This window comes from Neobacillus driksii, from assembly GCF_013409995.1.
In the GTDB taxonomy this organism is placed as follows: domain Bacteria; phylum Bacillota; class Bacilli; order Bacillales; family Cytobacillaceae; genus Neobacillus; species Neobacillus driksii.
Genome location: NZ_JACCBX010000002.1, coordinates 13,891 through 39,730 on the forward strand (window position 1 = coordinate 13,891; position 25,840 = coordinate 39,730).

Below are 25,840 nucleotides of genomic sequence, written 5' to 3' on the forward strand. Positions count from 1 at the left end.
TGGAATTTTCATTTATAATAGATTCAAGATTACATTAACGTACAAGGTGGGGGCTACGTGTCGAAAACAATTTATACAAATGGTGTCATTTATACCCTTAATTCCAACCAGCCAGAGGTGGAGTCGGTGGTCATTGAGAATGGCAAAATACTAGATTTAGGTTCACATCACGAGATGAGCTTACAATGGGGAAGAGCGGGGTCAAGAATAGTTGACCTGCAGGGGAAAATGGTTACTCCTGGCCTGATAGACAGCCACCTACACATGTCCGGTGTTGCATTTAATTTCTTGGACTTAGATTTAACAGGGGTAACCTCTAAATCCGAAATGCTTGATAAAATAAAGCAAAAAGCGAATACCGTTCCTCCTGGTAAATGGCTGATTGGAATGGGTTGGGATGAAAATCTGTTTACAGAAGGAACGATTCCTACTATCGATGAATTAGATCACGTTGCACCACATTGTCCGATTTACCTAAAAAGAATTTGCTATCATGCATTTTTAGTCAATAGTAAAGCACTTGAAATGAGCCACTATCATCCAAAGATTAAAGTACCGCAGGGTGGAAGGGTGGTTTTGGATCCGCAAACCAAAAGACCAACAGGACTGCTGTTGGAGTCGGCTTCCCAACTAGTTACTAAACATATTCCAGATAAAACATACGATGAGTTAAAAAATGGTTTGGGACAAGCAATGAAATTCGCAATTAAAAAAGGGTTAACCAGTGTACATACGAATGACCCGGCTTATTTAGGCGGCCTGCAGCAAACGTATCGCATGTATGATGAGTTACTCAATCAGGAGCAAAACGGGTTACGCTGCAACCTTTTGATTGATTATCCATATCTGCCTGCATTAAAGGAAAAAGGGATGTTTGCTGGTTTTGGGAATGGGAAACTGCAAATCGGTGCTATCAAAATATTTGCAGATGGTGCATTTGGACGACGAACTGCACTGCTATCAGAGCCTTATCACGATGAACCTGGTCAATTTGGTGAAGCCATGCAAACGGAAGAAGTTCTTTTTAACATTGTAAAGGACTCACGGGCGCAATCCATGCCAATAGCCGTTCATACGATAGGTGATCAGGCGCTGGAGAATGTTCTCAATATTTTAGATCAATTTCCAAAGGTGAACTATCGTGATCGGATCATCCACACTTCATTAGTTAGGGAGGATTTAATAGCTCGATTAGCGGACCCAAGTATTGTAGCCGATATCCAGCCTAGGTTTGTTGTTGGAGATTATCCATGGGTAATCGACCGGATTGGTAAGGAGCGGGAATCCTATTTGTATGCCTGGAAATCCCTACTCTCTAATGGGGTTATCTGTGCAGGCGGATCAGACGCACCTGTGGAACCAGTTGATCCATTGCTTGGTATTCATGCAGCTGTTACTCGAAAAACCCCCGATAAAAATGAGGTCTGGAATGAGAGTCAGAAGATCTCGATGTTTGAGGCTGTTAAGCTTTTTACAGTTGGCGGGGCTTATGCAACAAACGAAGAAGCGATAAAAGGTACAATTTCAAGAGGGAAGTTAGCAGACATGACGGTGTACTCTAAGAATCTCTTTGAATTGGACAATCCCGATGAACTATTAAATACAAATATTGAAATGACCATTATTGATGGGAAAATTCAAGAGGTTTAAAAAAACATAAAAAAACAATGGATCTCGTAGCGGGGTCCATTGTTTCTTAAGCAAACATTTTAATAAGCTAAAAGCGGTTGGGAAGATGGGTATTTGTAATATTGCCTAACCGTTAATGAAATACCCTTAGCAATGGAAGTAGCCATCGTATATACAAGATGTAGATCGGTACATAACAGCGAGTTTTTTAGGGCGGGATCATTCTCGAGGACTACGCCAGTAATACTGCAGTCCCCAATTGGAGGTAGAATATTTCCCAGCCCAACACCCGGTACTACTGGTCCGTCCTTTACCACGATGGAGTTTACGTAGTCATCACTTCCTAAAACACTATCAATTGCAATAACAAAACTATTTTTTCGGAAGGAGAGTTGTCCTAGTTCAGGGACAAGTGTTGTTGCGTCAAGTGGCGCCTGCAGGTTTCCAAGCACGGTTAAGTGAACAGAAAAGTTGTTCTTCAACAGGCTTCCAACAAAAGGACCCAGGCTGTCACCATTAATCCGACTAGAGCCAATTCCTATCACATAAATATGTTCGGTCCCATCAGGTATAAGAGAATAAAGTGCTTGCCGTATATAGAGAGGTGCTAATCTATCATTATAGGGAATAATTATATTGGGTTTAGATTGTAAACTAATACTAACCGTGCTGCTGCCCATGCTATAACACCTCACCATCGTTTATACTTTCAAAAAATTCTTCATTCCTATAAAATAATCCTTCTATTTTTTAAAAAATTATTAAACCAACTAATCTATAATTCCTTTGCAATAGCACGTCCTGCTTGTCTGCCGGTGAATAGGCATCCACCGAGAAAGGTTCCCTCTAGTGCACGGTAGCCATGAACCCCGCCCCCGCCAAAACCACAAACCTCGCCAGCGGCATATAAACCGGGCACAGGTTCACCCGCTGAATTAAGTACCCGTCCAGATAAATCTGTTTGAAGACCGCCTAGTGTTTTTCGACTCACAATATGTAGGCGCACCGCAATCAATGGACCATTTTTAGGATCAAGTAATTTATGAGGAGAGGCGACACGAATTAACTTGTCACCAACATAATTGCGTGCTCCGTGAATGGCAGTTACCTGCAGATCCTTTGTAAACTTATTATCCATCTCTCGGTCTCTAGTAGCGATTTGCCGCTCGATCTCATTTAAGGTTAGAAGGTTATCACCCGTAAGCCTATTCATACCTTCCACAAGCTCGGTTAAATTATCTGCAATGACAAAATCCTCGCCTTTGTCCATAAATGCCTTAACCGGCGCTGTAGGTCCGGGAAGAACACGGGACAATACTTTTTTTATACTTTTACCAGTGAGGTCAGGGTTTTGTTCAGACCCAGAAAGTGCAAACTCTTTTTCTATTATTTTCTGAGTTAAGATAAACCAGGAATATTCATATCCCGTTTTCTGAATGGCTTCTAACGTACCTAACGTGTCGAACCCAGGGAAATTCGGCGCTTGAAAACGGTTTCCTTTTGCATCAAGCCATATAGACGATGGCCCTGGAAGGATGCGGATACCGTGATTGCTCCATATTGGATTCCAGTTCTTAATTCCTTCCGTATAGTGCCACATACGGTCGCGGTTAACGATTCTGCCTCCAGCATTCTCCGTGATTTCTAGCATTCTCCCATCAACATGATCAGGAACACCGGAAATCATATTTTTGGGCGCTTTCCCGAGTCGCGCCGGCCAATTTTTTCGAATTAAGTCTGGATTGCCTCCGATGCCGCCACTTGTTACAATGACAGCTTGTGCATGAAATTCAAAATCACTGATTACTTCACGTGAACTTGCTTGGCCGCGGGCTGCTGGGCTAGGGACGAGAATGGATCCGTTGACTCCAACAACAGCTCCATTTTCTGTCAGTAATTCATTGACACGATGCCGAGGACGATAGTCCACAAGTCCTGTCGACATGGCATTACGGACTTTTTTTTCAAATGGCTCAACAATACCGGGACCCGTTCCCCATACAATATGGAACCGTGGTACAGAGTTTCCATGTCCATCAGCTAGGTATCCGCCACGCTCGGCCCAGCCCACTACCGGAAAGAAACGGACTCCCATTTTATATAGCCATTCACGTTTTTCCCCGGCAGCAAAGTCTACATAGGCTTGTGCCCATTTTTTACCCCAGTAATCTTCGTCTTCTTCTCTATCAAAGCCAGTTGAACCAATCCAGTCTTGCCAGGCAAGTTCTCGTGAATCTTTTATTCCCAATCTTCGTTGTTCAGGTGAATCAACTAGAAACAATCCACCAAAGGACCACCAGGCCTGTCCGCCCATTGAAGCCTCTGGTTCTTGATCAAGCAGCAGCACTTTCTTACCTGCGTCCGCAAGCTCAGCTGTGGCCACTAAACCAGCTAGCCCTGCACCTACTACAATCACATCAAACTTCATACTTTACCTCCAGAACATCAGATATATTGATGGTATTTTAACTATTCCGAAAAGTCAATCGAGGATTTGTAACAGGAATATGGACGTCGAAAATAGAATAATAGTAGTAATGTTTTCAAGAGGGGAGATTATTCTAGCCATGACGAATAGTAAAGGGAAATATAACCCAAACGCAAATATCGAAGATTTAGAAGAGGCGAAACGACTTCCTGGTTTCGGCAAACCGCTTCCCAAAAATTTTTTCTCCGGTGATATCTACTCTAATTTTCAAAAAACAGCCAAAGAAGCCGGTTATTTACCGCCTTTTGTTACATTACAAAAGGAAATCAAACAGGATATGGCAAAGCTGCTAAAACTAATTGGCGAAGGGTCCACTGAAGAGAAGATTAATAGCTTTATTGATGAAATAAACGTGAAGGTAAAAAAGTATAATATCGAATGTCCAACAAGTATGCAAAAGATGTTAATTAGCTTAGAGGATATTGAACTGCATGCTAAGATTTGGCAATAAAAAGAGAATATTAGACACCAATTCGCATAGGTAATAAGATAAACAACAAATATTCGGTAAAAAGAGAAGGGATGTTGTGGAATGGACGATCGTTTTTTTCGAAATGCAATGGGGAAATTTGCAACGGGTATTACCGTTGTTTCAACTGAAGTAGAGGGTGAATCACATGGCATGACAGCGAATGCATTCGTATCTGTCTCATTAAATCCTAAATTAATCCTTGTATCCATCGATAAAAGAGCTAGAATGCTGCCTATCATACAACAAACGAAAAAATTTTCGGTTAGTTTCCTATCTGAAGATCAACAAACAGAATCTATGAGGTTTGCAGGACAAATAAAAGAGGAAACTCCCTATAATTTTGAGACATTCGGAAATCTGCCTGTTATCGAGGGAGCGCTTGCGAACATAACGTGTAATCTTTATAACGAAGTTGAAGCAGGTGATCACGTTTTATTTATTGGTGAAGTTACTGACCTTAAGGTGAATGAAGGAGATCCTTTGTTGTATTTCGGCGGTCAATACCGAAAATTATCACAATAACACCTTTAAGAGGCTGTCACTTGGCAGCTTTTTTCTATTGTGGTTGTATTATTGTATAGTACAATTAGAGCAGGAGGGGTTACCTTGTTAAAGAAAATAAGAATTATATTGGGAATCGTTGTTATATTATTAGCAGGATTTGGATTAATAACGAAAAATTTTGTGGCGCAGCCAATCATGATGTTGAGTTTAAGTGCTTTTATATTAGCCGGTGGTTTGGACGAGTTAAAACAAGGGATAAAACGGCGTGGATATATCAGTATTTTTCTTGCAGTTTTCGTATTAGCGGTTGCCATACAAACGTTTCTAAATAGTCCCAAATAAAAAACGGAGAAATCTTATGATTTCTTCGTTTTTTTGTCTAAATTTTTTTTAATATAATGCAAAGATTTATTATTTCTCCTCAATATAGAGAGCGTTTACATTTTAATTTATTTCCCAACTTGCAGTATATTGATTAATTAGAAATTTCTAAATAAACTCAATATTACAGCCGTAAGAAAGCTGTACATAACAAAAAGTAGGAGAGGGGAAATGAGATGAAAAAGAAAAAAAGGATTGCCTCAGCATTACTTGCATTAACCATGGCGGTTTCTTTGTTTGCCTCAGCCGCTTACGGTGAGGGCACAGATTCAAAAGAAACGTACCGTGTCTTTATCAAGGGACCAAGTTCTGAAAAAGCAAAAGCAAAACAAACGACTGGAGTACGATGGGATTTTGGTTCTGAAGGATATACAACCACTGTCAATTCGAACCAATATCAAGCTTTATTAAATAATAAAAATTTAACGATTGAAAAGGTTTCCGAGGTTCAATTAGATCGTGTTGAAAATGCATCAAAAGACAAAATCGGTACTACTGCTATTACGTCTCTTCCAAGTGACCGAACACCATGGGGAATGCAAGCCATTTACAATGATCCAAATATTACTGTTACATCAGGAGGCTCGGGGATTAAGGTTGCTGTTTTAGATACGGGTACGTATATAAATCACTATGATTTAGTGGGAAGTGCTGAACAATGTAAAGACTTCACCCAATCATCTTCACCTATTATTAATAATTCATGTACAGACCGGAACGGGCATGGTACACACGTCGCTGGAACTGTATTGGCACACGGGGCTTCTGATGGTTTAGGTATCTATGGTGTAGCACCGCAGGCGAAACTTTGGGCTTATAAGGTATTAACGGACAGTGGATCAGGATATTCCGATGATATTGCAGGAGCGATTCGTCATGTAGCGGATGAAGCTGGAAGAACAGGCTCAAAAGTAGTTCTTTCTATGTCACTTGGCTCAAGCGGAAAAGATACGATGATTGCTAGTGCAGTAGATTACGCATATGGCAAGGGCGTTTTAGTTGTCGCAGCAGCAGGTAACTCCGGCTATGGTGCCAATACGATTGGATATCCAGGTGCCTTAAAGAATGCCGTTGCAGTAGCAGCCTTAGAAAATGTTCAGCAAAATGGCACCTACCGTGTTGCTGATTTCTCCTCTCGTGGTAATCCATTAACAGACGGTGATTACGTCATCCAAGAAAAAGATGTAGAAATCTCTGCACCTGGTGCTGCGATTGAATCAACATGGTATGATGGTAATTACAATACAATCAGTGGAACTTCCATGGCCACTCCACATGTATCAGGCTTAGCAGCAAAAATTTGGTCATCAAATTTGTCTTGGACTAATGCTCAGCTTCGTTCTGAGTTACAAAGAAGAGCCAAATTGTATGACATTAAAGGCGGATATGGTGCAACAACTGGTGATGATTATGCTTCAGGATTCGGTTTTGCTAGAGTAAAATAATCATAGAGAAAAAGCCATCTGATTTTAAGATGGCTTTTTTCATTACCGTTTGACTACGGAAAGTATAAAGATCGTTGCAATTATAAAAAGTGCTCCCAGCCATTCAATTGGACTAAAGGAAACATGAAGCCAGGCTACGGCTAGAAAGGCGGCAGAGAGCGGTTCAATACAAGCTAAAAGGCTCGCTTCAGAAGCTTTTATGTATTTAAGACTTTCCATAAAGCAGAGAAAAGCGATTAAGGTTCCAACTAGAACGACAAATGCAACTGCCATAAAAGAAGCAGGTGACCAGTGACCTTCAAATTTCCATGGAGGATGGAAGAGACTTAAGCCAATTCCTCCGATCATCATTCCCCAGCCAACGGTTAAGGTCGTTCCCCATTTTGAGAGCAATTTTACCGGGTACAGCGTATAAAAAGCCAGAGCAAATGCAGATAGTATCCCCCAGCCAAACGCCGAGCCGGATATCGCTAGTGAATGGATATTACCTTTTGTGACAAGCAGAAATGTCCCGCCTAGCGCAAACACAATGGCGATTACCTCATGATTTACAGGTAAAGACTTGGTCCGGAAGCAAAAATATAAGGCGATCAGTACTGGTGCTAAGTATTGCAAAACGGTAGCAGTGGCAGCATTCCCTTGCTCTATCGCCATAAAGAAAGTATATTGAACACCCAGCATACCGATTATTCCAAACAAAACAAGCTGAAGAACATCCTGTTTATTTTTCCAAATACTCCATATATTTTGTTTCCCAACTATATGAGCATATAGTAATAAACCCAGGCCCGCCAAAAGTAATCGTATCACTACAAGCCAGTTAGTACTGAAGCCTTGCTGATGAAATAGGTACTGTGCGACCGTTCCTGAGACACCCCATGATGTCGCCGCGATTAATACTAATAAAATTCCCTTTGTCCGTGGATACGACAAAGTAGCACCAAGTGTGGTCAAATATATCCCCCCCAATTAAACCATTCTATTAATTTATCAGAAATTGTAAAAGTTTTAAAGAAGATTTTGGATAGAAATTCTTATAAAAAAGAAAAGCCATTAGACAGTTTAAATGTCTAATGACTTTTACTTTTATCTAGGTGTTAGCGTCTTAACGGAAATAGCAGGGGAGTAGGAAGTAACGATGCAGCCTTCAAGATTGTTTTCACTTAATAAACCCAATTGAAGTGCAGATTTGATTTTTGCGTCATCTGGCTTTTTAACAACCTGAACCAGTTCGTTCATTTGCAATTCTTCTAATCTTTTGACGGTAACCTCTTCATTATATTTTTCTATTTTCCTAATTTGCCTTTGCAGCTTATATCCATTTAACGTGATTTCGGCCTTATTATCAGGACCTACCAGTTTATTAAAATAATCCTGAAACAGGTCCTTTAATTGATTCATTTCCAGCTCAATTTCCTTTTTCTTCTTATTAAGCTCATAGTATTTCACCAGCATCTCATCTGTAATGAAGGAATCATTCTGTTTAACCAAGATCCTCTCCTCCTCATCGAACGTATATTCTAGTGTATTAGCATCAAAGGAGTATTAGTACGATAAACCTTCTACAAATATTTTAAAATCGGAGGTGAAAAGGGCGAAGCTACACTACAAATTTTCTAACTCTCGGTCATGATGACCTAGGTATAATTAACGATTGCTGAAAATAAGATGAAGGTAGGATTTGCCCATATTTACAGGTCATCTACATAGGAATTTAGACTCCGTTAATATGGGTGAGGCTATAATAAATTGAATAGAGGTGTTAAGCTTGAAGAAGATTTTAAGTATTGTATTTTTTATGTTACTGCTGGCGCTATTGGCTGCTTGCGGGAATGATGAAAAGACTACAAGTGATGAACCGGCAACAGAAGAAAAAGCTGGCAGTGAAGATTCCAGCGGGGACGAGGATTCTGGTACTACAGGAGATTCAACATCAACCTCTCTAGCAGGTAATGAAATTTTCCAAAAGAGCTGCATTACATGCCACAGTTCTGGGGACATTACAGGTGGTCAAGCGAAGCTTGATGGTGTAAAAATTCATGGAGATTTTAAAACAAAAGAGGATCTCTTAGCATTTGTTGAAAAGAATATGCCGAAAAGCGCTCCTGCTTCTTTATCAGCAGATGAGTACCAAGCGGTAGTAGACTATTTATGGGATCAAAAATAAATAGATTACTATTTAAAGGTATTGGTTCAAAACAGAACCAATACCTTTTTGAATTCACATAAAGAAGGTAAAATAGTGCACAATATGGTTCAAGAAACGTAACTGGAAGGGATTGCTATGCACCTTTTATTCGAAATCATTGTTAGTTTCATTGTTGAAGTTCTATTTCATGGTGTCATTCGCTGGACGGGGAGATTGTTTCTTTGGTTTAGCAGGCTGTTCAAAGTGTTAAAAAGATAAGTCTTAATTTGATAATAATTGATCGAGATGTTTCCGTATTGCTTCGGGATTTCCAGAAATACGTGCTTCTCGAATTTCGTCTTTTTTTAATTTTTCTACAGATAAAGCCAAAATTCTTTTTTCTATTGCTTGAGGAATAACCACCACTCCGTCGGCATCTCCCACTATGATATCCCCTGGATTTACAGGAACACCTCCACATGAAATGGGCACATTCACTTCACCAACTCCAGCTTTTGCGCTTGCTGCCACCGTCGTTCCTCGTGAAAAAACCGGGAAATTCAATGTTTTAATCCCAACAATATCACGTATCACACCGTCGACCACAAGTCCGCCAATCCCCAATGTTTGTGCCATACCTAAAACAAAATCACCGGCAATAGCCCTGTATTGGTCACCTTTTGCGTCGACAACTAAAATATCCCCCGGATTTGCTTCACGGATGGCTTTGAGGACCGAGAGATTTTCACCAACAGGTATTTTTACTGTGTAAGCCCGCCCGGCAAGCTTGTAATTTTCCTTAACAGGATGTAGATTATTTAAACCATCCATTGCATCTGATATACAGGTAGTTGGAATCCCTAGAAAATCCTTTATAATTTTTTCCACTTCAATTCCCCCTAAGCATAAACATTCACTCTATATTATACTTGTTGCTTTAAGGTAAAAATTCTCATTTTATGAGAAAAGTAGCCATAAGGGGAGCTTGGAGATTTTCCTCCAAGCTCTTTCTAATCCTGAAATTCTCTAATACGGTCTAAAAGCAATCCATCTGTTTTGGTATTTTCTCCGATAACAAAATCGGTCATATAGTAGGTTAAATATTGCCCGAATTGGTTATTCGTTTTTAGTAATAGCTCGTCCACATAGTAAACACCCTTTGGTATTTGGTCAAGAAGGAGGACAGATAGGGAAGCATAAATCCCGCAAGCCACCTGGAAGTATGTCGCATTTGTTTTGTATTGAGCAAAGATCCTTTCATTATCCAACACGTTATATATATAACGCTCTCTATCTGGATAAACCAGCATTACACCGACCAAATCCTCGCCCGTTAACGGTGCTTCCAGGGGATCGAGTACTTTCATTTCAAAATCCCACAAAACATCTGAGTCATCTAAATGTTCGCGGATAATATTAGTGGTATGGTCATTTACCTTATACAAAAAACCACTTTCCATATCAAATAGCTTACCTAACGTATAAACTTCTTCATGTGGCATTAAACAACCATAGAATGTTTTCTTCCCTAAGGTTACTTTAAATTCGATATCATAAACGTTTTCGTATAAAAAAAGCGGTGTACCTTTTTTCATGAACATTGGATAGCACAAAATGGCTTCGTCTAGGAAACATTCTGGAGACCAGGTTGTATAAATGACATCCTTTTTTGCCTGTGATTTCTTCTTGAAAAAAGATGTATCGTGCTCGACAATGTAGCAGCCCAGCGGTTGTTCATCCCCATGTTGTTTCATCAGTTTAAATGCCATCCACTGTACCACTCCTGGGTTCATACCAGAGCATACAATCGCAGTTGTATGATTAAAAGTGTCCTTATGCTTTTCAAAATAATGAATTCGTTCTATCAGTGGAAAACCAGCGAATTGTTCTTCATGGTCATCAATAAATGTATTTTCTAGAGCAGTATTAATATATTTGATCCCAAGCAGGTCACAGCATTGCAGCATTTCAACCGTATCTGCCCATGAAACATCAATCACAATACTTGTATTGGTACTGATTAAATGGCTTTTTAACTGTTCTTTATCGTTAAGGTCAAACTGATGATAGTTCATCAATTTCGTTAAATGTGGAAAAAGACTTTGATAATATAGGGGATCCTTTTGTTTATGATCAATTAAGTGAATTGCACTATTTGCCATAAATTGATGTATAGGATCTTTGGTATCACTTACTGAATGATTTAAAATGGAAAGAATCGATTTTGCGACCCCGCCAGCACTTCCCAAAATGGATATAACTGTTTGGTGATCTTTCATTTCAACACCTCGTCCATATTTTTTTTATAATAAAATATGTTCAAAAGGGTGCAAAGGATTGGATTGTTATCTAAGAATAACAATATATGAAAATATTTTTTATGTTACCTCTAGACCTTATGGTGGAAGAAGTGATAATAATAGTAGATACACTAGCACTTAGAGTAGGAGTTGAAGTTATTGAGTAGTACATTTCCAAAATGGTATGATTTTTTTATGGGACCTTTGGAACGAGGGAAGTTTAAAAGGGTGAGAAGGGACCTGCTTAAAAGAGCGACAGGGAAGGTACTTGAAATTGGTTCAGGGACTGGAGTTAATTTTCCTTTGTATAGAAATGCTGATCATGTCATTGCCATTGAACCGAGTCAGCATATGATTGATCAATCACAGTCGAGGCGACAATTAGCTGTGGTGCCAATTGAAATGGTTAACGCGAGCGCGGAAAAGCTTCCGTTTGAAGATCATACATTTGATACAGTCGTTGCAACTCTTGTTTTTTGTACCATACCCAATGTGAATGAGGCTATTAATGAATTGAAAAGGGTATGTAAACAAAACGGAAAAATAATATTATTTGAGCACGTCAAGATGGAAAATACCGTGCTTAGCAGCATGCAGGAAGGCCTCACACCTATATGGAAGAAAATCTGCGACGGTTGCTGTCTAAACAGGGAAACATTACAGGCATGTACATCTCATGGATTGAAGATTGAGAGGGTAGAGAAATTTTATAAAGACCTCTTTATTGTAGCTGAACTAAGGAATAGATAGGAGTAGGAGCCTTTTGATTCCGTCTAATCCGCTTTTTTCAGCAGACAGGGAATCAAAAACAACTTTTAATTCCCTCTTATCTGCTATTTCCACTTAGCGGGGAACCAAAGACACTTTTTGCTTCCCTCTAATCAACTATTCTCACTCAGTAGGGAGCTAAAGACACTTTTTGCTTCTCACTTACACGTATTTTGCAAGTAAAAGGGAAGCAAAAATAAAAACCTCAAAATGAATTGAGGTTTTTATTGCGTTCTACGGGCAAAGTCGACAAACCTGAATTTGTCTGGACGGTGCCGGGATTCGGTATACTGGAAAAGACTTGCATCCTCTAAATACACATAATTTTTAATGACGACAATATTATGGAAACCCTCTAAGTCTAAAAATGAACGATCTTCAGCAGTAGGTTCTTCTACAACTATTTCCTTTTTTGCAAAGCTAATCTTCAGGTTTAAGTCATTTTCAAGGTAAGCATAAATTGAGTTCGCACAAATTTCCTCTGTAATGGAAGGGACGTATTTTACGGCAAGATAATCTTTATCTAGAATGATTTTCTTGCCGCCAATTTCCCGCGTCCGAACAATTTTCCAAACTTGATCCTTTCCTGAAAGCTGAAGCTGCTGCTTGATATAGGCATCCGGCTTGAAAATTAACGATAACTCATTAACAATCGTCCTTGGCTTTTTTTCCATTTTATCCGCTAATTCTTTAAAACTAACCAGACCAGAAACCGGAAAATCAAATTTATTAATATCAATAACGATTGAACCTTTACCCCTTACTTTTTGAATGTAGCCATTTTGAGCAAGAAGGTTTAAGGCTTTTCTGATCGTTTCTCTAGAAGTATCGTAATGTTCCTTCAGTTCATTTTCAGAGGGGAGAAGGGAGTTCGGCGGAATTTCCCCGCTTTTAATTTGGTCCACAATCGTATTAAAGATAATTTGATACTTATTCGTCATAAAAATCTCCCATTATTTTTTCAAATGATAAACAATGGACTCATACGGTCTTAACTGAATTTCCTTGGCGAGTGGTGCAGAGTCCTCATAATTTGAGAGTAACACACTGCTTGTCAGTCCATCAATGTCTAAACCCACTGGGAGAGAATAAGCAATGTCTTTTCCATAAAAGTTATTAATAACTAACAGCATTTCATGTTCCGTTTTGCGTGCAAATGCAAAGACAGAATCATGGTCTTCGGAAACCAATTCATAATCCCCGTTCGTAATCACATCATATTCTTTGCGTAAACGGATGAGTTCTTGATAATGATAGAACACAGAGTCTGAATCCTTCATCGCATTTTCTGCATTAATTTCCTTGTAATTAGCAGCTGTATGAATCCAAGGAGTACCAGTGGTGAATCCCGCATGTTCGCTTGCATTCCATTGGACTGGAGTTCGGGAATTATCACGAGATTTTTGTTTTAAGATCTCAATAATCTCTTGTTCTGGCAATCCATCCTTTTTCAGAATTTCAAACATATTTAATGATTCTACATCACGATAGTCATCAATCTTATCAAACTTCGGATTTGTCATTCCGAACTCTTCGCCTTGGTATATATAAGGTGTTCCTTGCATCATATGGATGGTCGTCGCTAGCATTTTTGCTGATTCATTGTGATACTGCTGATCTTCACCGAACCTTGAGACAACACGAGGCTGATCATGGTTGCACCAGAAGAGGGCATTCCAACCGCCGCCTTTATTCATCTCAACCTGCCAATCGGATAGAATGTTTTTTAGAGCATGGAAATCAAAATCAGCTTTCGTCCATTTTTCACCATTCGGATAATCCACTTTTAAATGATGGAAGCTGAACGTCATATTGAGCTCTTCTTCACGTGGATTCGTGTACCGAATGCAATTATCGATGGATGTAGAAGACATTTCGCCAACGGTCATGATGTCATATTTTGAAAAAACCTCTTGGTTCATCTCATGGAGGAACTCATGAATTCTTGGTCCATCGGTATAAAATTTACGTCCGTCACTGTTATCTTCAGGGAACTGCTGGTTTTTGGATATTAAATTAATAACATCTAGTCTAAAACCATCGACGCCTTTTTTGAGCCAGAAATGCATCATTTCATATAATGCTTGACGTACCTTCGGGTTTTCCCAGTTTAAATCTGCCTGGGTAACATCAAATAAATGGAGGTAATACTGGCCAGTGGTTTCATCCCATTGCCATGCTGAGCCGCCAAATTTTGATTCCCAGTTGGTAGGAGGGAGGCCGTCTTTCCCATCTTTCCATATATAAAAATCGCGGTATGGATTGTCTTTTGAGGATTTTGCTTGCTTGAACCACTCATGTTCAGTGGATGTATGGTTGATGACAATATCCATAATGATTTTGATTCCGCGCTTATGTGCTTCACAAAGAAGCTGGTCGAAGTCATCCATCGTACCGTATTCTTCTTGGATGTTGTAATAGTCGCTTATATCATAACCATTATCTCGTTGGGGGGATTTATAAATCGGAGTGAGCCAAAGAACATCTACACCAAGCTCCTTTAAATAGTCGAGCTTTTGGATGATTCCTTGAATATCACCGGTTCCATTACCGGTCGTATCATAAAAGCTTTTTGGATAAATTTGATACACAACTGCTGTTTTCCACCATGATGTTGACATGATAAACACCTGCCTATATTTTTTGTGACTCTAATAATGAAAAGGAGGGAGATGGTCTCCCTCCTAAATTGGAGTTTTATTTTTTAAATGAAAATTTGTTCATACCTGTTTTTGCAAAGATGATTGTTAATATGAACGGAACTACGATTGCTACGAGCATTGCAATTGCAAACATCATCATGTGCTGCGGCTGAATAGAAAGGAATCCTGGAAGACCGCCGACACCGATTGAGTTAGCCATGACATCGCTGCCTACAGAAATAACTGCGGCTACTAGAGAGCCAATCATCGCTGCTAGGAAAGGGAAGCCATATTTTAAGTTAATACCGAACATCGCTGGCTCTGTAACACCTAGGTAACAAGAGATCGCTGCTGGGATTGAAACTTGTTTTTCTTCTTCATTTTTACGATTGATGAAGATCATCGCAAGAACGGCAGAACCTTGAGCAATATTTGATAAAGCAATCATTGGCCAAAGGTTCGTTCCACCTAGCTCTGACATTAATTGTAAGTCAATAGCATTTGTCATATGGTGTAAACCTGTAATAACAAGTGGTGCATAAGCAAAACCAAAGATAGCGGCAAATAACCAGCCAAAAGCAGAAGTTAAGCTTGTATATACAACATCAGAAATCCAAGAACCAATTGTCCAACCGATAGGACCTAAAACGGTATGTGCAATTAATACAGTTGGAATTAACGCTAAGAACGGAACCACAATCATAGAGATTGAATTCGGAACAATTTTTCTAAGTCTTAATTCTAAGAAAGAGAGTACAAATCCAGCTAAGATAGCAGGGATTACTTGAGCTTGATAACCAATCATTTCAATTTGAGCAAAGCCAAAATCCCAAGTTGGAATTTCTTTCGCTCCTGCAACACCATAAGCATTGAGTAATTGTGGAGATACTAATGTAATACCAAGGACAATACCTAGGATTGGTGTAGCACCCATTTTTCTAGCGACTGCCCATGTAATACCAACTGGCAGGAAGTGGAACACTGCTTCACCGATTAACCATAGGAAAGCGTGAACACCAGCCCAGAATTGAGAAACTTCAACGATCGTCTTCGTTCCATCTTCAAGCAATTTAATGTCACCGATCACGTTTCTAAATCCAAGGATTAAACCACCTACAACTAATGCAGGAATTAACGGTGTAAAGATATCTGCAAGATGGGCGATCATTCGCTGCAGCCAATTCATATTTTGCTTTGCAGCAACTTTTGCTTCATCTTTCGTAGCTTCACTAACACCGGCAATTTTAACAAAGTCATTATAGAAGGTAGATACATCATTTCCGATGATTACCTGGAATTGACCCGCTTGGGTAAATGTACCTTTTACCGGTTTAAGAGCTTCTATTTTTGTTACATCCGCTTTGCTAGGATCATTTAAAACAAAGCGCATTCTCGTAACACAATGGGTTACAGCAGCAATGTTTTCCTTTCCCCCAACGTGTTCGAGCAGTTCTTTCGCTGACTCAGTGAACTTCGTCATTATTTATTCCCCCTGATTGAATTGAAAGTCTCCAATTCTTTATATAGTGTATTATTTCCTTGTATTTACCAATTAATGTGTACGGTTTCATCTCGTCACTCGAACCTGTATATACAAGTTCTCTGGTTACGTTTACATTCTAACTTGTATATACAAGGCTGTCAACTAATATATTTTTATTTTTAAAAAAGAGGGTTGACCCATTTTCATGATTTACTTATTATAGGAGGTATTATTATAAGTTCATAACTTTTCAACTTTAACGCTTTAAACTATTGAAAGAATTTTCGGAAAATGGTACAATCAACTTGTTTAAATTCTTCTGAGTTTAGACCTCCTAAAACTAGAGCTTAGCCTTGACCACTAAGCTCATCTTTTGCCTTTGACATTTGTTCAAAGGCCTTTTTTTTAGTTTTTTGAATAAAAGCTGTATTTTATGAAAAAATAATATATTGTGGCTTATTTGATATGAGGAGTGTTTAACGTGAAGGAACAGATTACACCATATTTATCGTTTGATGGTAATGCGAAACAAGCTTTGGAATTTTATAAAGAAGTTTTAGGGGCTGAAGTTACCGGAGTCCAAACCTTTGGAGAAGCAGATTACCCAACTCCACCTGAAGCAAATGATCGGGTAATGCACGCGCAGCTTAAAAAAGGTAACATCTCGCTTATGTTTTCAGATACCTTCCCAGGTCAGTCGACTGTTGTAGGAAACAATATAACACTTACGCTCGAGCCTGAAAGTGAAGAGGAAATTCAACATTTGTTTGACGCTCTACGTAAAAACGGAAAACCCCTTAACGAGCTAGAGGATACCTTCTGGGGAGCAAAATATGCGAGGGTTCAAGATCAGTTCGGGATTATTTGGGAATTGAATTATCAAAAGTCATAATAAAAAAGCACTTTTAGAAGTACTCAGATTGTCGAGGAAGGGGGTCTTTCTCGGCAATTTTTTTGTAGGAACAACCATTTTCCTTTATATATTGTAAATTCTATTTTAGGGCTGATGCACATACGCCGCCAGGAGGATTCGTCCTTAATAGGGTGTCTTGAGGACAAATCGTACGCCTTGCGGGAAGGATTTGTCCTTAATAAAGGTGCTTGAGGACATATCGTACGCTTTCCCGGAAGGATTTGTCCTTAATAGGGTGTCTTGAGGACAAATCGTACGCCCTGCCGGAAGGATTTGTCCTTAATAAGGGTACTTGAGGACAAATCGTACGTCCTGCTGGAAGGATTTGTCCTTAATAAGGGTGCTTGAGGACAAATCGTACGCCTTGCCGGAAGGATTTGTCCTTAATAAGGGTGCTTTCAGGACGCATTATACGTGCTACCTATATTAGGAAAAATCTGTGCACTTTTAAAGTTAAAAAAGATAATGGCTGTCTAGACTTTCTAGACAGCCTGAGCACTTTTAGAAGTGCTTTTTTGATTGCAGAAAAAAAGAAAGTGGTGGGGCCACTTTCTAAAGGAGGTATTGTATCATGGGTTAGTATAATATATGTCCCTCAATGTACAGGCATGTAGTGAACATGTCCATTTTTCAAAAATTTTTTTCTTAATCCAAGAAGCGTTTTTTCATTTCTGCTGTAGGCAGCATGCAGCTGTCACTTTTGCCAAACCAGTTATAACGATTTTTAGCCACCAAGTCGTAAAGGCAATCCCTGAAAAGAGGAGGGAAGACCCTAAGGATCGAAAAGAACCTCCAAAATCCAGTTAATTTTCCGCTTATCTGTAATACTGCACTTGATTTTATATATACACTTTGCTTTTCAATCACTATAATGCTGTCAATCTCTTTACTAACCCCATATTTCTTTAATAGCTGCTGTCCTGTCTCACTTTGAAGTGAAGCAAATTTGAAATATCCCGTTGGGTCCCTTTTTATAATGAACTGAACACTGCTATTACAGAAGTTGCATACTCCATCGAACAAAATGATTGCACCCATATTTTCACCCAACCTTCTATTACAGTATAAAATTTAAGGCTTAAAAAAACAAAATTTTCTTGAGACTCTAGAATTCTATCGATATAGTTAGAATATACTAATTTGGGTTTAATGGAGAGGGGGAAGTTCTATGGAGGTTAATCAGGGGTTTGACATGTTTACCATTATAGAGAAATTATTTCCACTATTTATTATCCTTGTAATTGGATTTATTTTATTTATTATTTTTCAAGGAATTAAACAATGGAACTACAATAATAAACAACCAAAGTTGAATGTGGATGCACTGGTTGTCTCGAAACGGACCGAGGTAAGTGGTGGAAGTAATGATTCGAGCGCCAGTACTTTGTATTATATTACGTTTCAAGTTGAAAGCGGTGACAGAATGGAACTTGCCGTCAGAGGTTCTGATTATGGAATGCTTGCTGAAGGTGATGCCGGGGAACTTGTTTCCCAGGGGACAAGATTTCATAGTTTTACACGAAAACAGCACGTTAACTAGGACACGCAATTATACGTGTCCATTTTTAATGTATGTCAATTTGAGGTGGCTGAAATTAGTTGTGGATGATGGAGTTTAGTTACGCAAAACTAGAAATACTGGTGTATAGCCAGAAATACTGGAACATAACCAAGAAACACTGGCGCTTAACCAAAACCCACCAAAAAAACCTATCCCAACAAGGTTGAAATAGGTCATCACTACATATACAGTCCAGCCAAAAAGATCCCTAGTACTTCTTCATAAATTTCATCAAATTGACTTAGCGGGAGGGGGTTGGTGCCTGTTCCGAGCTCAACGGTAAACCCTGGCCGGCGCCAATCCTGGATAAACCAATCCTTATACCCCGCATAACTTTCTATGGATCTAACAGGTTCGTAGCCACTAACTCTTGCAAATTCATTAACAAGCACTTCGGACTCTGGCGGCTCCAAGTTTTCAAACCCCCAGTAAATGACCTCACCCTGTGTATGAAAGGCTAGAACCCGAGCAAAGTCACGTCTTCTAGTCAAATCTGCCATCGCAATCGCTTCTGGCTCTGATAACGGATGTTCACCCCCATAATCCCGTGGTCCAGGTTCAGTAGGATTCCTAGCTTTCTCCAATTCCCAGAGGGCAGGGAACTGGTCATTTAAGTCAACACCTCGAATATTTGCTTTCCATCCAGAAAAATCAGTACTTCCACGATTAAGTTCAATCACTCTATTTCTCCACGTTTCGTTTTCTGGGGGACCGTTCATCACAAGACTAACTCCGTCTGGGTTAACCATTGGGACAAGAGACAGCATGCTTTGCCTGTATAATTGAAAAGTCGATAGACCGCGTATGGAACTTCCATTCGTAAGCGACAAACAATAATCATTTAAGAATGTCATTAAGACAGGTGTAGTTATCCATTCATTTGCATGAAAAGAAGCATTATAATGAACTCTTTTACTTCCATTACCTAGTAGAACTTCAGGTATCCGGTTGCCTAGCACTGAATTGCCTGCATTGGTTACCCGGAGAAATGGATACACCTCTTGCAAACGAGCGATATCACTCATCATACGGCTAAAATCATAATGCTGCTTTCCTTGAACAAGTCTCCAAGTAACCCTAAGTGGAACCTTGATATTTTGCCCGACTAATAGTCGATTAGGATTGACATTAGGGTTCGCAAGCAGCAGCGCATCCAGTGATAGATTGCGGTTTTGCGCAATACTCCAAAAAGAATCACCGCGTTGGATTTGATAATTCTGACCAAGAAAACCGGGAATTCGGATTCGCTGTCCGGCAGTAAGCTGACTGGGTTGAATATCCCGGTTAGAATCAATAATGAGTTGAATATTGATTCGAAACAGTTGACTGTAATACCATAAAGAATCACCTTGTCTCACATAGATGTCCATGGAATCCTCCTGATGTTCAAAAATGGTCTTACTTAAAATGTATGCAGGAAAGTTTAGCATATATGTAGGGTTTTAGATTATTTGCAGAAGGATGCTAATAAATAAAAGAGTGCCGCCCTTAGGACACTCTGTGAAGGTTATATAGAGCGAAGTAGTCATTGTTACCGAGAACAGGCTATCCCTCATCTTTTATGTCATATGAACGGTTTTAATATGCTGAAGATTTAAATAGACAGGATCACCTTTAGCCGTCAGCAATTCTACAAAATTATTTTTAATTCCCATCACTTTCCCCATACCGTTCTCATTTTCCCCCATATTAAATACAATTAAAGTCCCAATCAATTTTTCAATCTGGACTTCAAACGATCGTGCGAATGTTATGTTAGAGGGGTTTACTGGTAAATTTGCATTGCTTAAACCATAGGGACGCTGATTATTGGTATAAGGAATTAACCATTTTAAATGATTAAGGGATATAAACATGGTTTTGTAAATAGGGGAGTAAAATACAAAATAATTATTCATAATGCTGATAATGTAGCCGTGTACAGCTTGTTTACTTGTCACATATATTTCGGTAAAAATACCCTTAGCTGCCGTTAGCGTTTTTCGTAATGAAATTTCCTCGTTAGGATTGAAAATAGGGGATTGGTCATCTGATAGAGTAATGATTTCATCAATTTCTTCCTTTTTAGGAAACTTCCAATTTTGAATATGGACTGTAGGAATGTATAAATAATCATAACCATTGTAGATAACCCACAAATCACTGCCGATGTCAATTAAGATTCCGCTTATGGGTTTATTCCCTGAAAGTTCAAGTTTTATATAGTTACCAACATGGTCTTTTAATTTCATTTAATCACATCCTTTCTAGTAAAATGATTCTACAAAAAGAGCAGGTGCATATAACTGTATATAAAAGAAAGATGCCCAGCTCTTTATTGTAAAATTTATGATGGATATTAATTAGCACAGGAATAGTCAATTTAGGTTTACGGATAATCATTTGCTGCCATTAACTTGGGGGAGTGATTAAATGCGTTTTTGTGAGTTATTCCGATTCGGCCAGCCTGAGAAGATAGATCTTCGGTCAAATTCACGCATTGCTGGTTCACCAGAGAAACGTGATGCCCCAACCTCTTGAGCCTTAGGTTTTGTATCTTCTTTTTTACTCTCTACGGTGTTTATTTTTGTCTTTTCTATTTTCATTAGTGGATTGGTATCAAGGGTTTCTTTTACTTTTTTAACTTTGTTTAATAGTTCCTGTGTAGCCTTCGCCGTTACTTCCTTTTTCGGTGAAGGTTCTGCTTTCTTTTGCTCACGTACAGGCTGTTTTACCTGGGCTCTTTTTTCCAATGAAGGCGCAGCTGGTTTTTGAGCAATTTCTTTATCGTGTTTCACGATATTTTGAACCACAACCTCGGATTTCTGCTTTTTCACTTCTTCTTGATGAGATTGAGGTATTTCAGTTCTTGACCATTTACTTTCCTTGCTTTGTTTTACATTTTTCTGAATGCTTTCATTGTGAACGCTCTGCTTTTTCTCTTCTTTTTTGTCTTCATTGCTGATTTTTGCTAGTGATAATGAGGATTTGATAGGTTCTGCCCAAACCTTTTTCTCATTTTCCGGTTCATTTACAATTACTTTAGGAGTAACTATTGCTTCATTGTCTACCAGACTCACTGTTTGTTGAACAGTAGCTTCCTCTTTTTCTACCTTCATAAACACTTCAGTTTCAACATAATTGTCGTCTGTATCTTCCACTTTACTTTCAGAAATAGCTGTTTCCGTTTCATCTTTGTTTTCTTCTTGTTTTTCTTCTTTCCGATAGCCTTTTAATATATTTGAAATGTGGGAAATCTTGATTAAAATTCGATTTTCACCATTGATTAGCGTAACAAAGTCGGAATCGACGAAACCTAGGACACCATCAAAAGATTGCTTATTTAAACACAATATAGATACCCATGAATTCTTTAAAGAGTTTAATAAATCTGCTAAACTCTGAGTTTTCATAAATTCCGTAGTGATTTCTTCACCTTTAAATTGTTTCGTGTTTTTTGTTATAGCATGAATTTTATCAATGCTATAGTAATAGACGTATTCCTTTTCGTCTTCTAAAATAATATGATCAGACTCTACGCCCATTAGTTTACCTTTTATAATTTCTTCACCAACATACAGATTTACATTGTAGCCTTTTAGTAAATCCACGGTTGATGAAAAATTATCAGATCCCATTCAATGTTCCTCCTTAGGGTAAATTTGTCGCTTCTCTAAAGAAGCGACAAGAGTTTTATATTTTTACTGTCTTACTTGTGAGCTTTCTGCACGTGCCACTCTTTGTCTCACAACTTGTTTTTCTGTTTGAGACATAGTGGTGTTCTCTTCTTTACCTTGGTCTTTATTTTCTTCTTGTTTTTCACTTTCGATTTTCAATCCATAGCTAACATTTCGGATATGCCACATAGATACGCGGACAACTTCTTCTTTACTAATTAATGAAACAAAGTCTTTGTTAATTTCGCTGATTACACCTTCAAGTTTTTCCGGTCCTCCACGGTTAATTCTTACCCATTGGAATTTTAGGCATTCTAGGAGACCTTGGAAGCTGTCAGCACTTTTAAATTCAAAATTCTCCGGAACCTCAATTCCTAAATCCATCGTATCCTTTGAATTTTCGGTTACACTTTTGACATGGTGCGTATTGTAATAAAGCACACCATCATCCTTAGTCAAAAGTACTAGATGGTCATCAAGAACGGCCATTAATTTTCCAATTCTTGATTCTGGACCTCCTCTGTCAACCTTGATCGTCTTCCCCACTAAAGACTTCCACATGTCGTTATTCATACAATATTTATCCTCCTTTAATTAAATAAACATTTACACTGCATTTATATGTGTCACGGTATGATGTTGTACTAAACGACGAGCCTTTTTTCTTACCTTTTTGTAAAAATAGGCAAAAAAAGAAGTATATGGTGTCCATATACAAGGAAATAGGTCATAATGACGCCAGTTTTTTCGTTAAATAGCCATTTCTTTTCTTAATAAATTTGAGAATGACATCTTTTTCTTTATCAAAATATTTCTCGTCCATATTTATATAGGGATCTGTCCTAATAAATGGCTTTAATAATTGAAATTGTTGTTCGATTATTGGCTCTAAAGCTTCAATATTGAAGTGGGTAGTTAAGATGAAAGCAAGGATTTCTTTGTATTGTAATCTATATGGTTGAATATGGAGAAGTCGTCCAGTTAAAGTGTTATATCCAGTGATGGGGACAAAATCGTGATCTAGCTTTCTTCCATGAAGGTCTCTTCCCCAAGTACCATCATAATCCCAAGGGGTAATTTCAAAGAGATTGGTTTTGCTATTTAAATAAAGAGCATAGTTATGGATAAAGCCATCGAAGTTCTGTGTACAAACAACACCGGCAAGCCATGTAAGATATTTCTTAATATCTAGAAATTTATCAACTTCTTTTTCAAATTCCTCATTTGGAGAGGTGTTGATCATTGCAATAAAATCCTCTAATAAAGATAGGTCTTTATCCTCGCCATATTTTATTGTATAACCTTCAGCTAAACTCGTTTTTAATTCGTTCTCTGGAGAGATTAATGAGAAGTTTGCAAAATAATTAGTGGCATATATGATTGGTCCATCAGGAAGATTTCTTTTTTTCAAAAGATGTTGGTCAAAGGATTCTAGTTCTAAGTATATTCCTTTACAAAAACCATTGATATAAAGAAGCACGTGTTTGGAGTGTGGAGAAATAACGCCAATGGTATCAAAAAAATCGAGCGAGAGTTTGTTCCGACTCAGTGAAATATCATCGTATTCGGCATTCAAATGAATTTCATGAGCACCATCAAATAGATAAGGTTTTTGAAAAATAATATTATAGGATTTTTTCTTCTTCTTTCTAATGACATTTCCCCGATAGGTGAGTCCAATGTTGTATCGTTTATTGGCAATTTTTAATAAGGCTGGGACATGCTCATCCTCCCAAATATCATCCTCCAACTTTTGCAGCCATTTTGGATTAATAAAGATTTCATATTTTAACACGTAAATACTCCTATACATTCATTTTTTCTAGATAGTATGCTGCCTACAGGGGGATTGTGCAGTACAAACATCCAGTATTTTAGTATAGGACAAATGTCGATGCACAAATATTTATGAAATGGTTGTTAAAAAATAAATGTTTGTCTATATCAAGTTCCACTTTATTACCATAAATTAGAAAGTGAAACGAATATATTTATGGAAAGTGGTGGAAAACCAAGATGGGGATGGACATGAATCAAATGCTGTCAAAGGCTAAGGATAATGGAGTCGTTTTATTTCTAAATAACAATCCAGATGACAAAGAAAACAAAAAATGTTTCTGTGAAGATCATTCAGATTCCAGTGGCAGCAAAGGGTCCGACGGAAGTCGGGGTTCTAAAGGAAGTAAAGGGTCAAGTGGCAGTCAGGGGACTTGCGGAAGTAAGGGAAGCAAGGGCTCTGATGGAAGTAAGGGAAGCAAGGGCTCTGGCGGAAGTAGAGGCTCCAGAGGATCAAGCGGTTCTAGTGGGTCTCGACGGAAAAAAGGTCCTAAAGGTCGCAAAGGTCCTAAAGGTCCTAAGGGTCCTAAAGGTAGAAAAGGAAAACATAGTTCTGGTGGAAGCAGAGGTTCAAAAGGCTCACATGGTTCCGGCGGAAGCAGAGGTTCAAAAGGCTCTCATGGTTCCGGCGGAAGCAGAGGTTCAAAAGGCTCTCATGGTTCTGGTGGAAGTAAAGGGTCAAAAGGCTCTCATGGTTCTGGCGGAAGTAAAGGGTCTTCTGGCGGTTATGGTTATGGAGGTAAAAACTCCAGCGGAAGCAAAGGCAGCAAGGACTCTGGTGGAAGTAAGGGCAGCAAAGGATCCAAGGGTTCCAGTGGATCGGGTGGTAAAAAAGGTCCTAAAGGTCCTAAAGGTCCTAAAGGTAAAAAAAGAAGACACAATTCAGGCGGCAGCAAAGGATCCAGAGGCTCTAATGGCTCCGGTGGAAGTAAGGGCTCCAAAGGCTCTCATGGCTCTGGTGGAAGTAAAGGATCCAAAGGCTCTCATGGCTCTGGTGGAAGTAAAGGATCTAAAGGCTCTCATGGCTCTGGCGGAAGTAAAGGATCCAAAGGCTCTCATGGCTCTGGTGGAAGTAAAGGATCCAAAGGCGGTAAACACTCCGGTGGCAGCAAAGGATCCAAAGGCGGTAAACACTCTGGCGGCAGCAAGGGCTCCAAAGGCGGCAAACACTCTGGCGACAGCAAGGGCTCCAAAGGCGGTAAACACTCCGGCGGCAGCAAGGGCTCCAAAGGCGGTAAACACTCAGGCGGCAGCAAGGGCTCCAAAGGCGGTAAACACTCCGGCGGCAGCAAGGGCTCCAAAGGCGGTAAACACTCCGGCGGCAGCAAGGGCTCCAAAGGCGATAAGCACTCTGGCGGCAGCAAGGGCTCCAAAGGCGATAAGCACTCTGGCGGCAGCAAGGGCTCCAAAGGCGGTAAACACTCTGGCGGCAGCAAGGGCTCCAAAGGCGGTAAACACTCTGGCGGCAGCAAGGGCTCCAAAGGCGGAAAACACTCCGGCGGCAGCAAGGGATCCAAAGGCGATAAGCACTCTGGCGGCAACAAAGGATCCAAGGGCGGTAAACACTCCGGCGGCAGCAAAGGATCCAAGGGCGGTAAACACTCCGGCGGCAGCAAAGGATCTAAAGGCGGTAA

Annotated in this window: 26 protein-coding genes; 11 read left to right on the top strand and 15 right to left on the bottom strand. The window is 39.3% G+C overall.

Features of this window, described 5'->3' with window-relative positions:
- The first annotated feature begins 57 nt into the window (after positions 1-57).
- Positions 58-1,650: an amidohydrolase gene (locus tag F4694_RS03280; RefSeq protein ID WP_179595485.1), complete on the top strand. Its 1,593-nt coding sequence runs from the start codon at positions 58-60 to the stop codon at positions 1,648-1,650.
- Positions 1,651-1,709: 59 nt separating this feature from the next.
- On the opposite strand, the gene yyaC is transcribed toward F4694_RS03280, so the two are convergent.
- Both yyaC and F4694_RS03290 read right to left on the bottom strand, forming a co-directional pair.
- Positions 1,710-2,327: a spore protease YyaC gene (gene yyaC, locus F4694_RS03285; protein ID WP_257029112.1), complete on the bottom strand. Its 618-nt coding sequence runs from the start codon at positions 2,325-2,327 to the stop codon at positions 1,710-1,712.
- A gap of 77 nt (positions 2,328-2,404) precedes the next feature.
- Positions 2,405-4,057 (bottom strand): FAD-binding dehydrogenase, encoded by a 1,653-nt coding sequence (locus F4694_RS03290; RefSeq protein ID WP_179595487.1) that lies wholly within the window; start codon positions 4,055-4,057, stop codon positions 2,405-2,407.
- Between the two features lie 139 nt (positions 4,058-4,196).
- On the opposite strand from F4694_RS03290, the gene F4694_RS03295 reads away from it, so the two are divergent.
- The 4 genes from F4694_RS03295 to F4694_RS03310 all read left to right on the top strand — a co-directional run bounded on the left by F4694_RS03295 (position 4,197) and on the right by F4694_RS03310 (position 6,919).
- Positions 4,197-4,568 carry a DnaJ family domain-containing protein gene (locus F4694_RS03295; RefSeq protein WP_179595488.1) on the top strand — a complete coding sequence of 124 codons (372 nt, stop codon included), beginning with the start codon at positions 4,197-4,199 and terminating at the stop codon, positions 4,566-4,568.
- An 81-nt stretch (positions 4,569-4,649) separates the two neighbouring features.
- A complete protein-coding gene (locus F4694_RS03300) occupies positions 4,650-5,111 on the top strand; it encodes a flavin reductase family protein (RefSeq protein WP_179595489.1) in 462 nt (153 codons plus the stop codon).
- 84 nt (positions 5,112-5,195) lie between these two features.
- Complete coding sequence (locus F4694_RS03305; protein WP_179595490.1) at positions 5,196-5,435, top strand: hypothetical protein; 240 nt, start codon at positions 5,196-5,198, stop codon at positions 5,433-5,435.
- A 215-nt stretch (positions 5,436-5,650) separates the two neighbouring features.
- Complete coding sequence (locus F4694_RS03310) at positions 5,651-6,919, top strand: S8 family serine peptidase (RefSeq protein WP_179595491.1); 1,269 nt, start codon at positions 5,651-5,653, stop codon at positions 6,917-6,919.
- A 42-nt stretch (positions 6,920-6,961) separates the two neighbouring features.
- Here F4694_RS03310 and F4694_RS03315 read toward each other — a convergent pair whose 3' ends face one another.
- A complete protein-coding gene (locus tag F4694_RS03315) occupies positions 6,962-7,873 on the bottom strand; it encodes a DMT family transporter (RefSeq protein ID WP_179595492.1) in 912 nt (303 codons plus the stop codon).
- A 132-nt stretch (positions 7,874-8,005) separates the two neighbouring features.
- Positions 8,006-8,410, bottom strand: a complete 405-nt coding sequence (locus F4694_RS03320; RefSeq protein ID WP_257029113.1) for a hypothetical protein — start codon at positions 8,408-8,410, stop codon at positions 8,006-8,008.
- Positions 8,411-8,687: 277 nt separating this feature from the next.
- Between F4694_RS03320 and F4694_RS03325 the strand changes: the two genes are divergently transcribed.
- Positions 8,688-9,086 carry a c-type cytochrome gene (locus tag F4694_RS03325; RefSeq protein ID WP_179595493.1) on the top strand — a complete coding sequence of 133 codons (399 nt, stop codon included), beginning with the start codon at positions 8,688-8,690 and terminating at the stop codon, positions 9,084-9,086.
- 117 nt (positions 9,087-9,203) lie between these two features.
- Complete coding sequence (locus F4694_RS31980; RefSeq protein ID WP_257029114.1) at positions 9,204-9,326, top strand: hypothetical protein; 123 nt, start codon at positions 9,204-9,206, stop codon at positions 9,324-9,326.
- 3 nt (positions 9,327-9,329) lie between these two features.
- Here F4694_RS31980 and F4694_RS03330 read toward each other — a convergent pair whose 3' ends face one another.
- Together F4694_RS03330 and F4694_RS03335 are read right to left on the bottom strand one after the other, a co-directional pair.
- The gene (locus F4694_RS03330) at positions 9,330-9,935 is read right to left on the bottom strand and encodes an RraA family protein (protein WP_179595494.1); all 606 of its coding nucleotides are present in this window, start codon (positions 9,933-9,935) and stop codon (positions 9,330-9,332) included.
- Between the two features lie 122 nt (positions 9,936-10,057).
- Positions 10,058-11,326, bottom strand: coding sequence for an S-adenosylmethionine decarboxylase related protein (locus F4694_RS03335; RefSeq protein WP_179595495.1), 1,269 nt, complete (start codon positions 11,324-11,326; stop codon positions 10,058-10,060).
- 180 nt (positions 11,327-11,506) lie between these two features.
- Here F4694_RS03335 and F4694_RS03340 point away from each other — a divergent pair, with 180 nt between their 5' ends.
- On the top strand, positions 11,507-12,097 hold the full coding sequence (locus F4694_RS03340) for a class I SAM-dependent methyltransferase (RefSeq protein ID WP_179595496.1): 591 nt from the start codon (positions 11,507-11,509) through the stop codon (positions 12,095-12,097).
- A gap of 242 nt (positions 12,098-12,339) precedes the next feature.
- Here the strand turns inward: F4694_RS03340 and treR are convergent, their stop codons facing one another.
- From treR to treP, 3 genes are all read right to left on the bottom strand, one after another.
- A complete protein-coding gene (gene treR / locus F4694_RS03345) occupies positions 12,340-13,056 on the bottom strand; it encodes a trehalose operon repressor (RefSeq protein WP_179595497.1) in 717 nt (238 codons plus the stop codon).
- Positions 13,057-13,068: 12 nt separating this feature from the next.
- Positions 13,069-14,736 carry an alpha,alpha-phosphotrehalase gene (gene treC, locus F4694_RS03350; RefSeq protein ID WP_179595498.1) on the bottom strand — a complete coding sequence of 556 codons (1,668 nt, stop codon included), beginning with the start codon at positions 14,734-14,736 and terminating at the stop codon, positions 13,069-13,071.
- Between the two features lie 76 nt (positions 14,737-14,812).
- The gene (gene treP / locus F4694_RS03355; RefSeq protein ID WP_179595499.1) at positions 14,813-16,237 is read right to left on the bottom strand and encodes a PTS system trehalose-specific EIIBC component; all 1,425 of its coding nucleotides are present in this window, start codon (positions 16,235-16,237) and stop codon (positions 14,813-14,815) included.
- A gap of 484 nt (positions 16,238-16,721) precedes the next feature.
- Here treP and F4694_RS03360 point away from each other — a divergent pair, with 484 nt between their 5' ends.
- Positions 16,722-17,132 carry a VOC family protein gene (locus tag F4694_RS03360; protein WP_179595500.1) on the top strand — a complete coding sequence of 137 codons (411 nt, stop codon included), beginning with the start codon at positions 16,722-16,724 and terminating at the stop codon, positions 17,130-17,132.
- A 666-nt stretch (positions 17,133-17,798) separates the two neighbouring features.
- Here the strand turns inward: F4694_RS03360 and F4694_RS03365 are convergent.
- Positions 17,799-18,191, bottom strand: a complete 393-nt coding sequence (locus F4694_RS03365) for a thiol-disulfide oxidoreductase DCC family protein (RefSeq protein WP_179595501.1) — start codon at positions 18,189-18,191, stop codon at positions 17,799-17,801.
- A gap of 130 nt (positions 18,192-18,321) precedes the next feature.
- On the opposite strand from F4694_RS03365, the gene F4694_RS03370 reads away from it, so the two are divergent.
- Positions 18,322-18,693 (top strand): DUF2500 domain-containing protein, encoded by a 372-nt coding sequence (locus F4694_RS03370; protein ID WP_179595502.1) that lies wholly within the window; start codon positions 18,322-18,324, stop codon positions 18,691-18,693.
- 200 nt (positions 18,694-18,893) lie between these two features.
- Here the strand turns inward: F4694_RS03370 and F4694_RS03375 are convergent, their stop codons facing one another.
- The 5 genes from F4694_RS03375 to F4694_RS03395 all read right to left on the bottom strand — a co-directional run bounded on the left by F4694_RS03375 (position 18,894) and on the right by F4694_RS03395 (position 24,165).
- A complete protein-coding gene (locus F4694_RS03375; RefSeq protein ID WP_179595503.1) occupies positions 18,894-20,084 on the bottom strand; it encodes a M14 family metallopeptidase in 1,191 nt (396 codons plus the stop codon).
- A gap of 189 nt (positions 20,085-20,273) precedes the next feature.
- A complete protein-coding gene (locus F4694_RS03380) occupies positions 20,274-20,945 on the bottom strand; it encodes a DUF2642 domain-containing protein (protein WP_179595504.1) in 672 nt (223 codons plus the stop codon).
- Positions 20,946-21,122: 177 nt separating this feature from the next.
- Positions 21,123-22,331 carry a hypothetical protein gene (locus F4694_RS03385; protein WP_179595505.1) on the bottom strand — a complete coding sequence of 403 codons (1,209 nt, stop codon included), beginning with the start codon at positions 22,329-22,331 and terminating at the stop codon, positions 21,123-21,125.
- Positions 22,332-22,394: 63 nt separating this feature from the next.
- A complete protein-coding gene (locus F4694_RS03390; protein WP_179595506.1) occupies positions 22,395-22,943 on the bottom strand; it encodes a hypothetical protein in 549 nt (182 codons plus the stop codon).
- Between the two features lie 154 nt (positions 22,944-23,097).
- Positions 23,098-24,165: a CotH kinase family protein gene (locus F4694_RS03395; protein ID WP_308806262.1), complete on the bottom strand. Its 1,068-nt coding sequence runs from the start codon at positions 24,163-24,165 to the stop codon at positions 23,098-23,100.
- A gap of 297 nt (positions 24,166-24,462) precedes the next feature.
- Between F4694_RS03395 and F4694_RS03400 the strand changes: the two genes are divergently transcribed.
- Positions 24,463-25,840 (top strand): hypothetical protein (locus tag F4694_RS03400; RefSeq protein WP_374757403.1); only part of this gene is annotated, 1,378 nt, incomplete at its 3' end.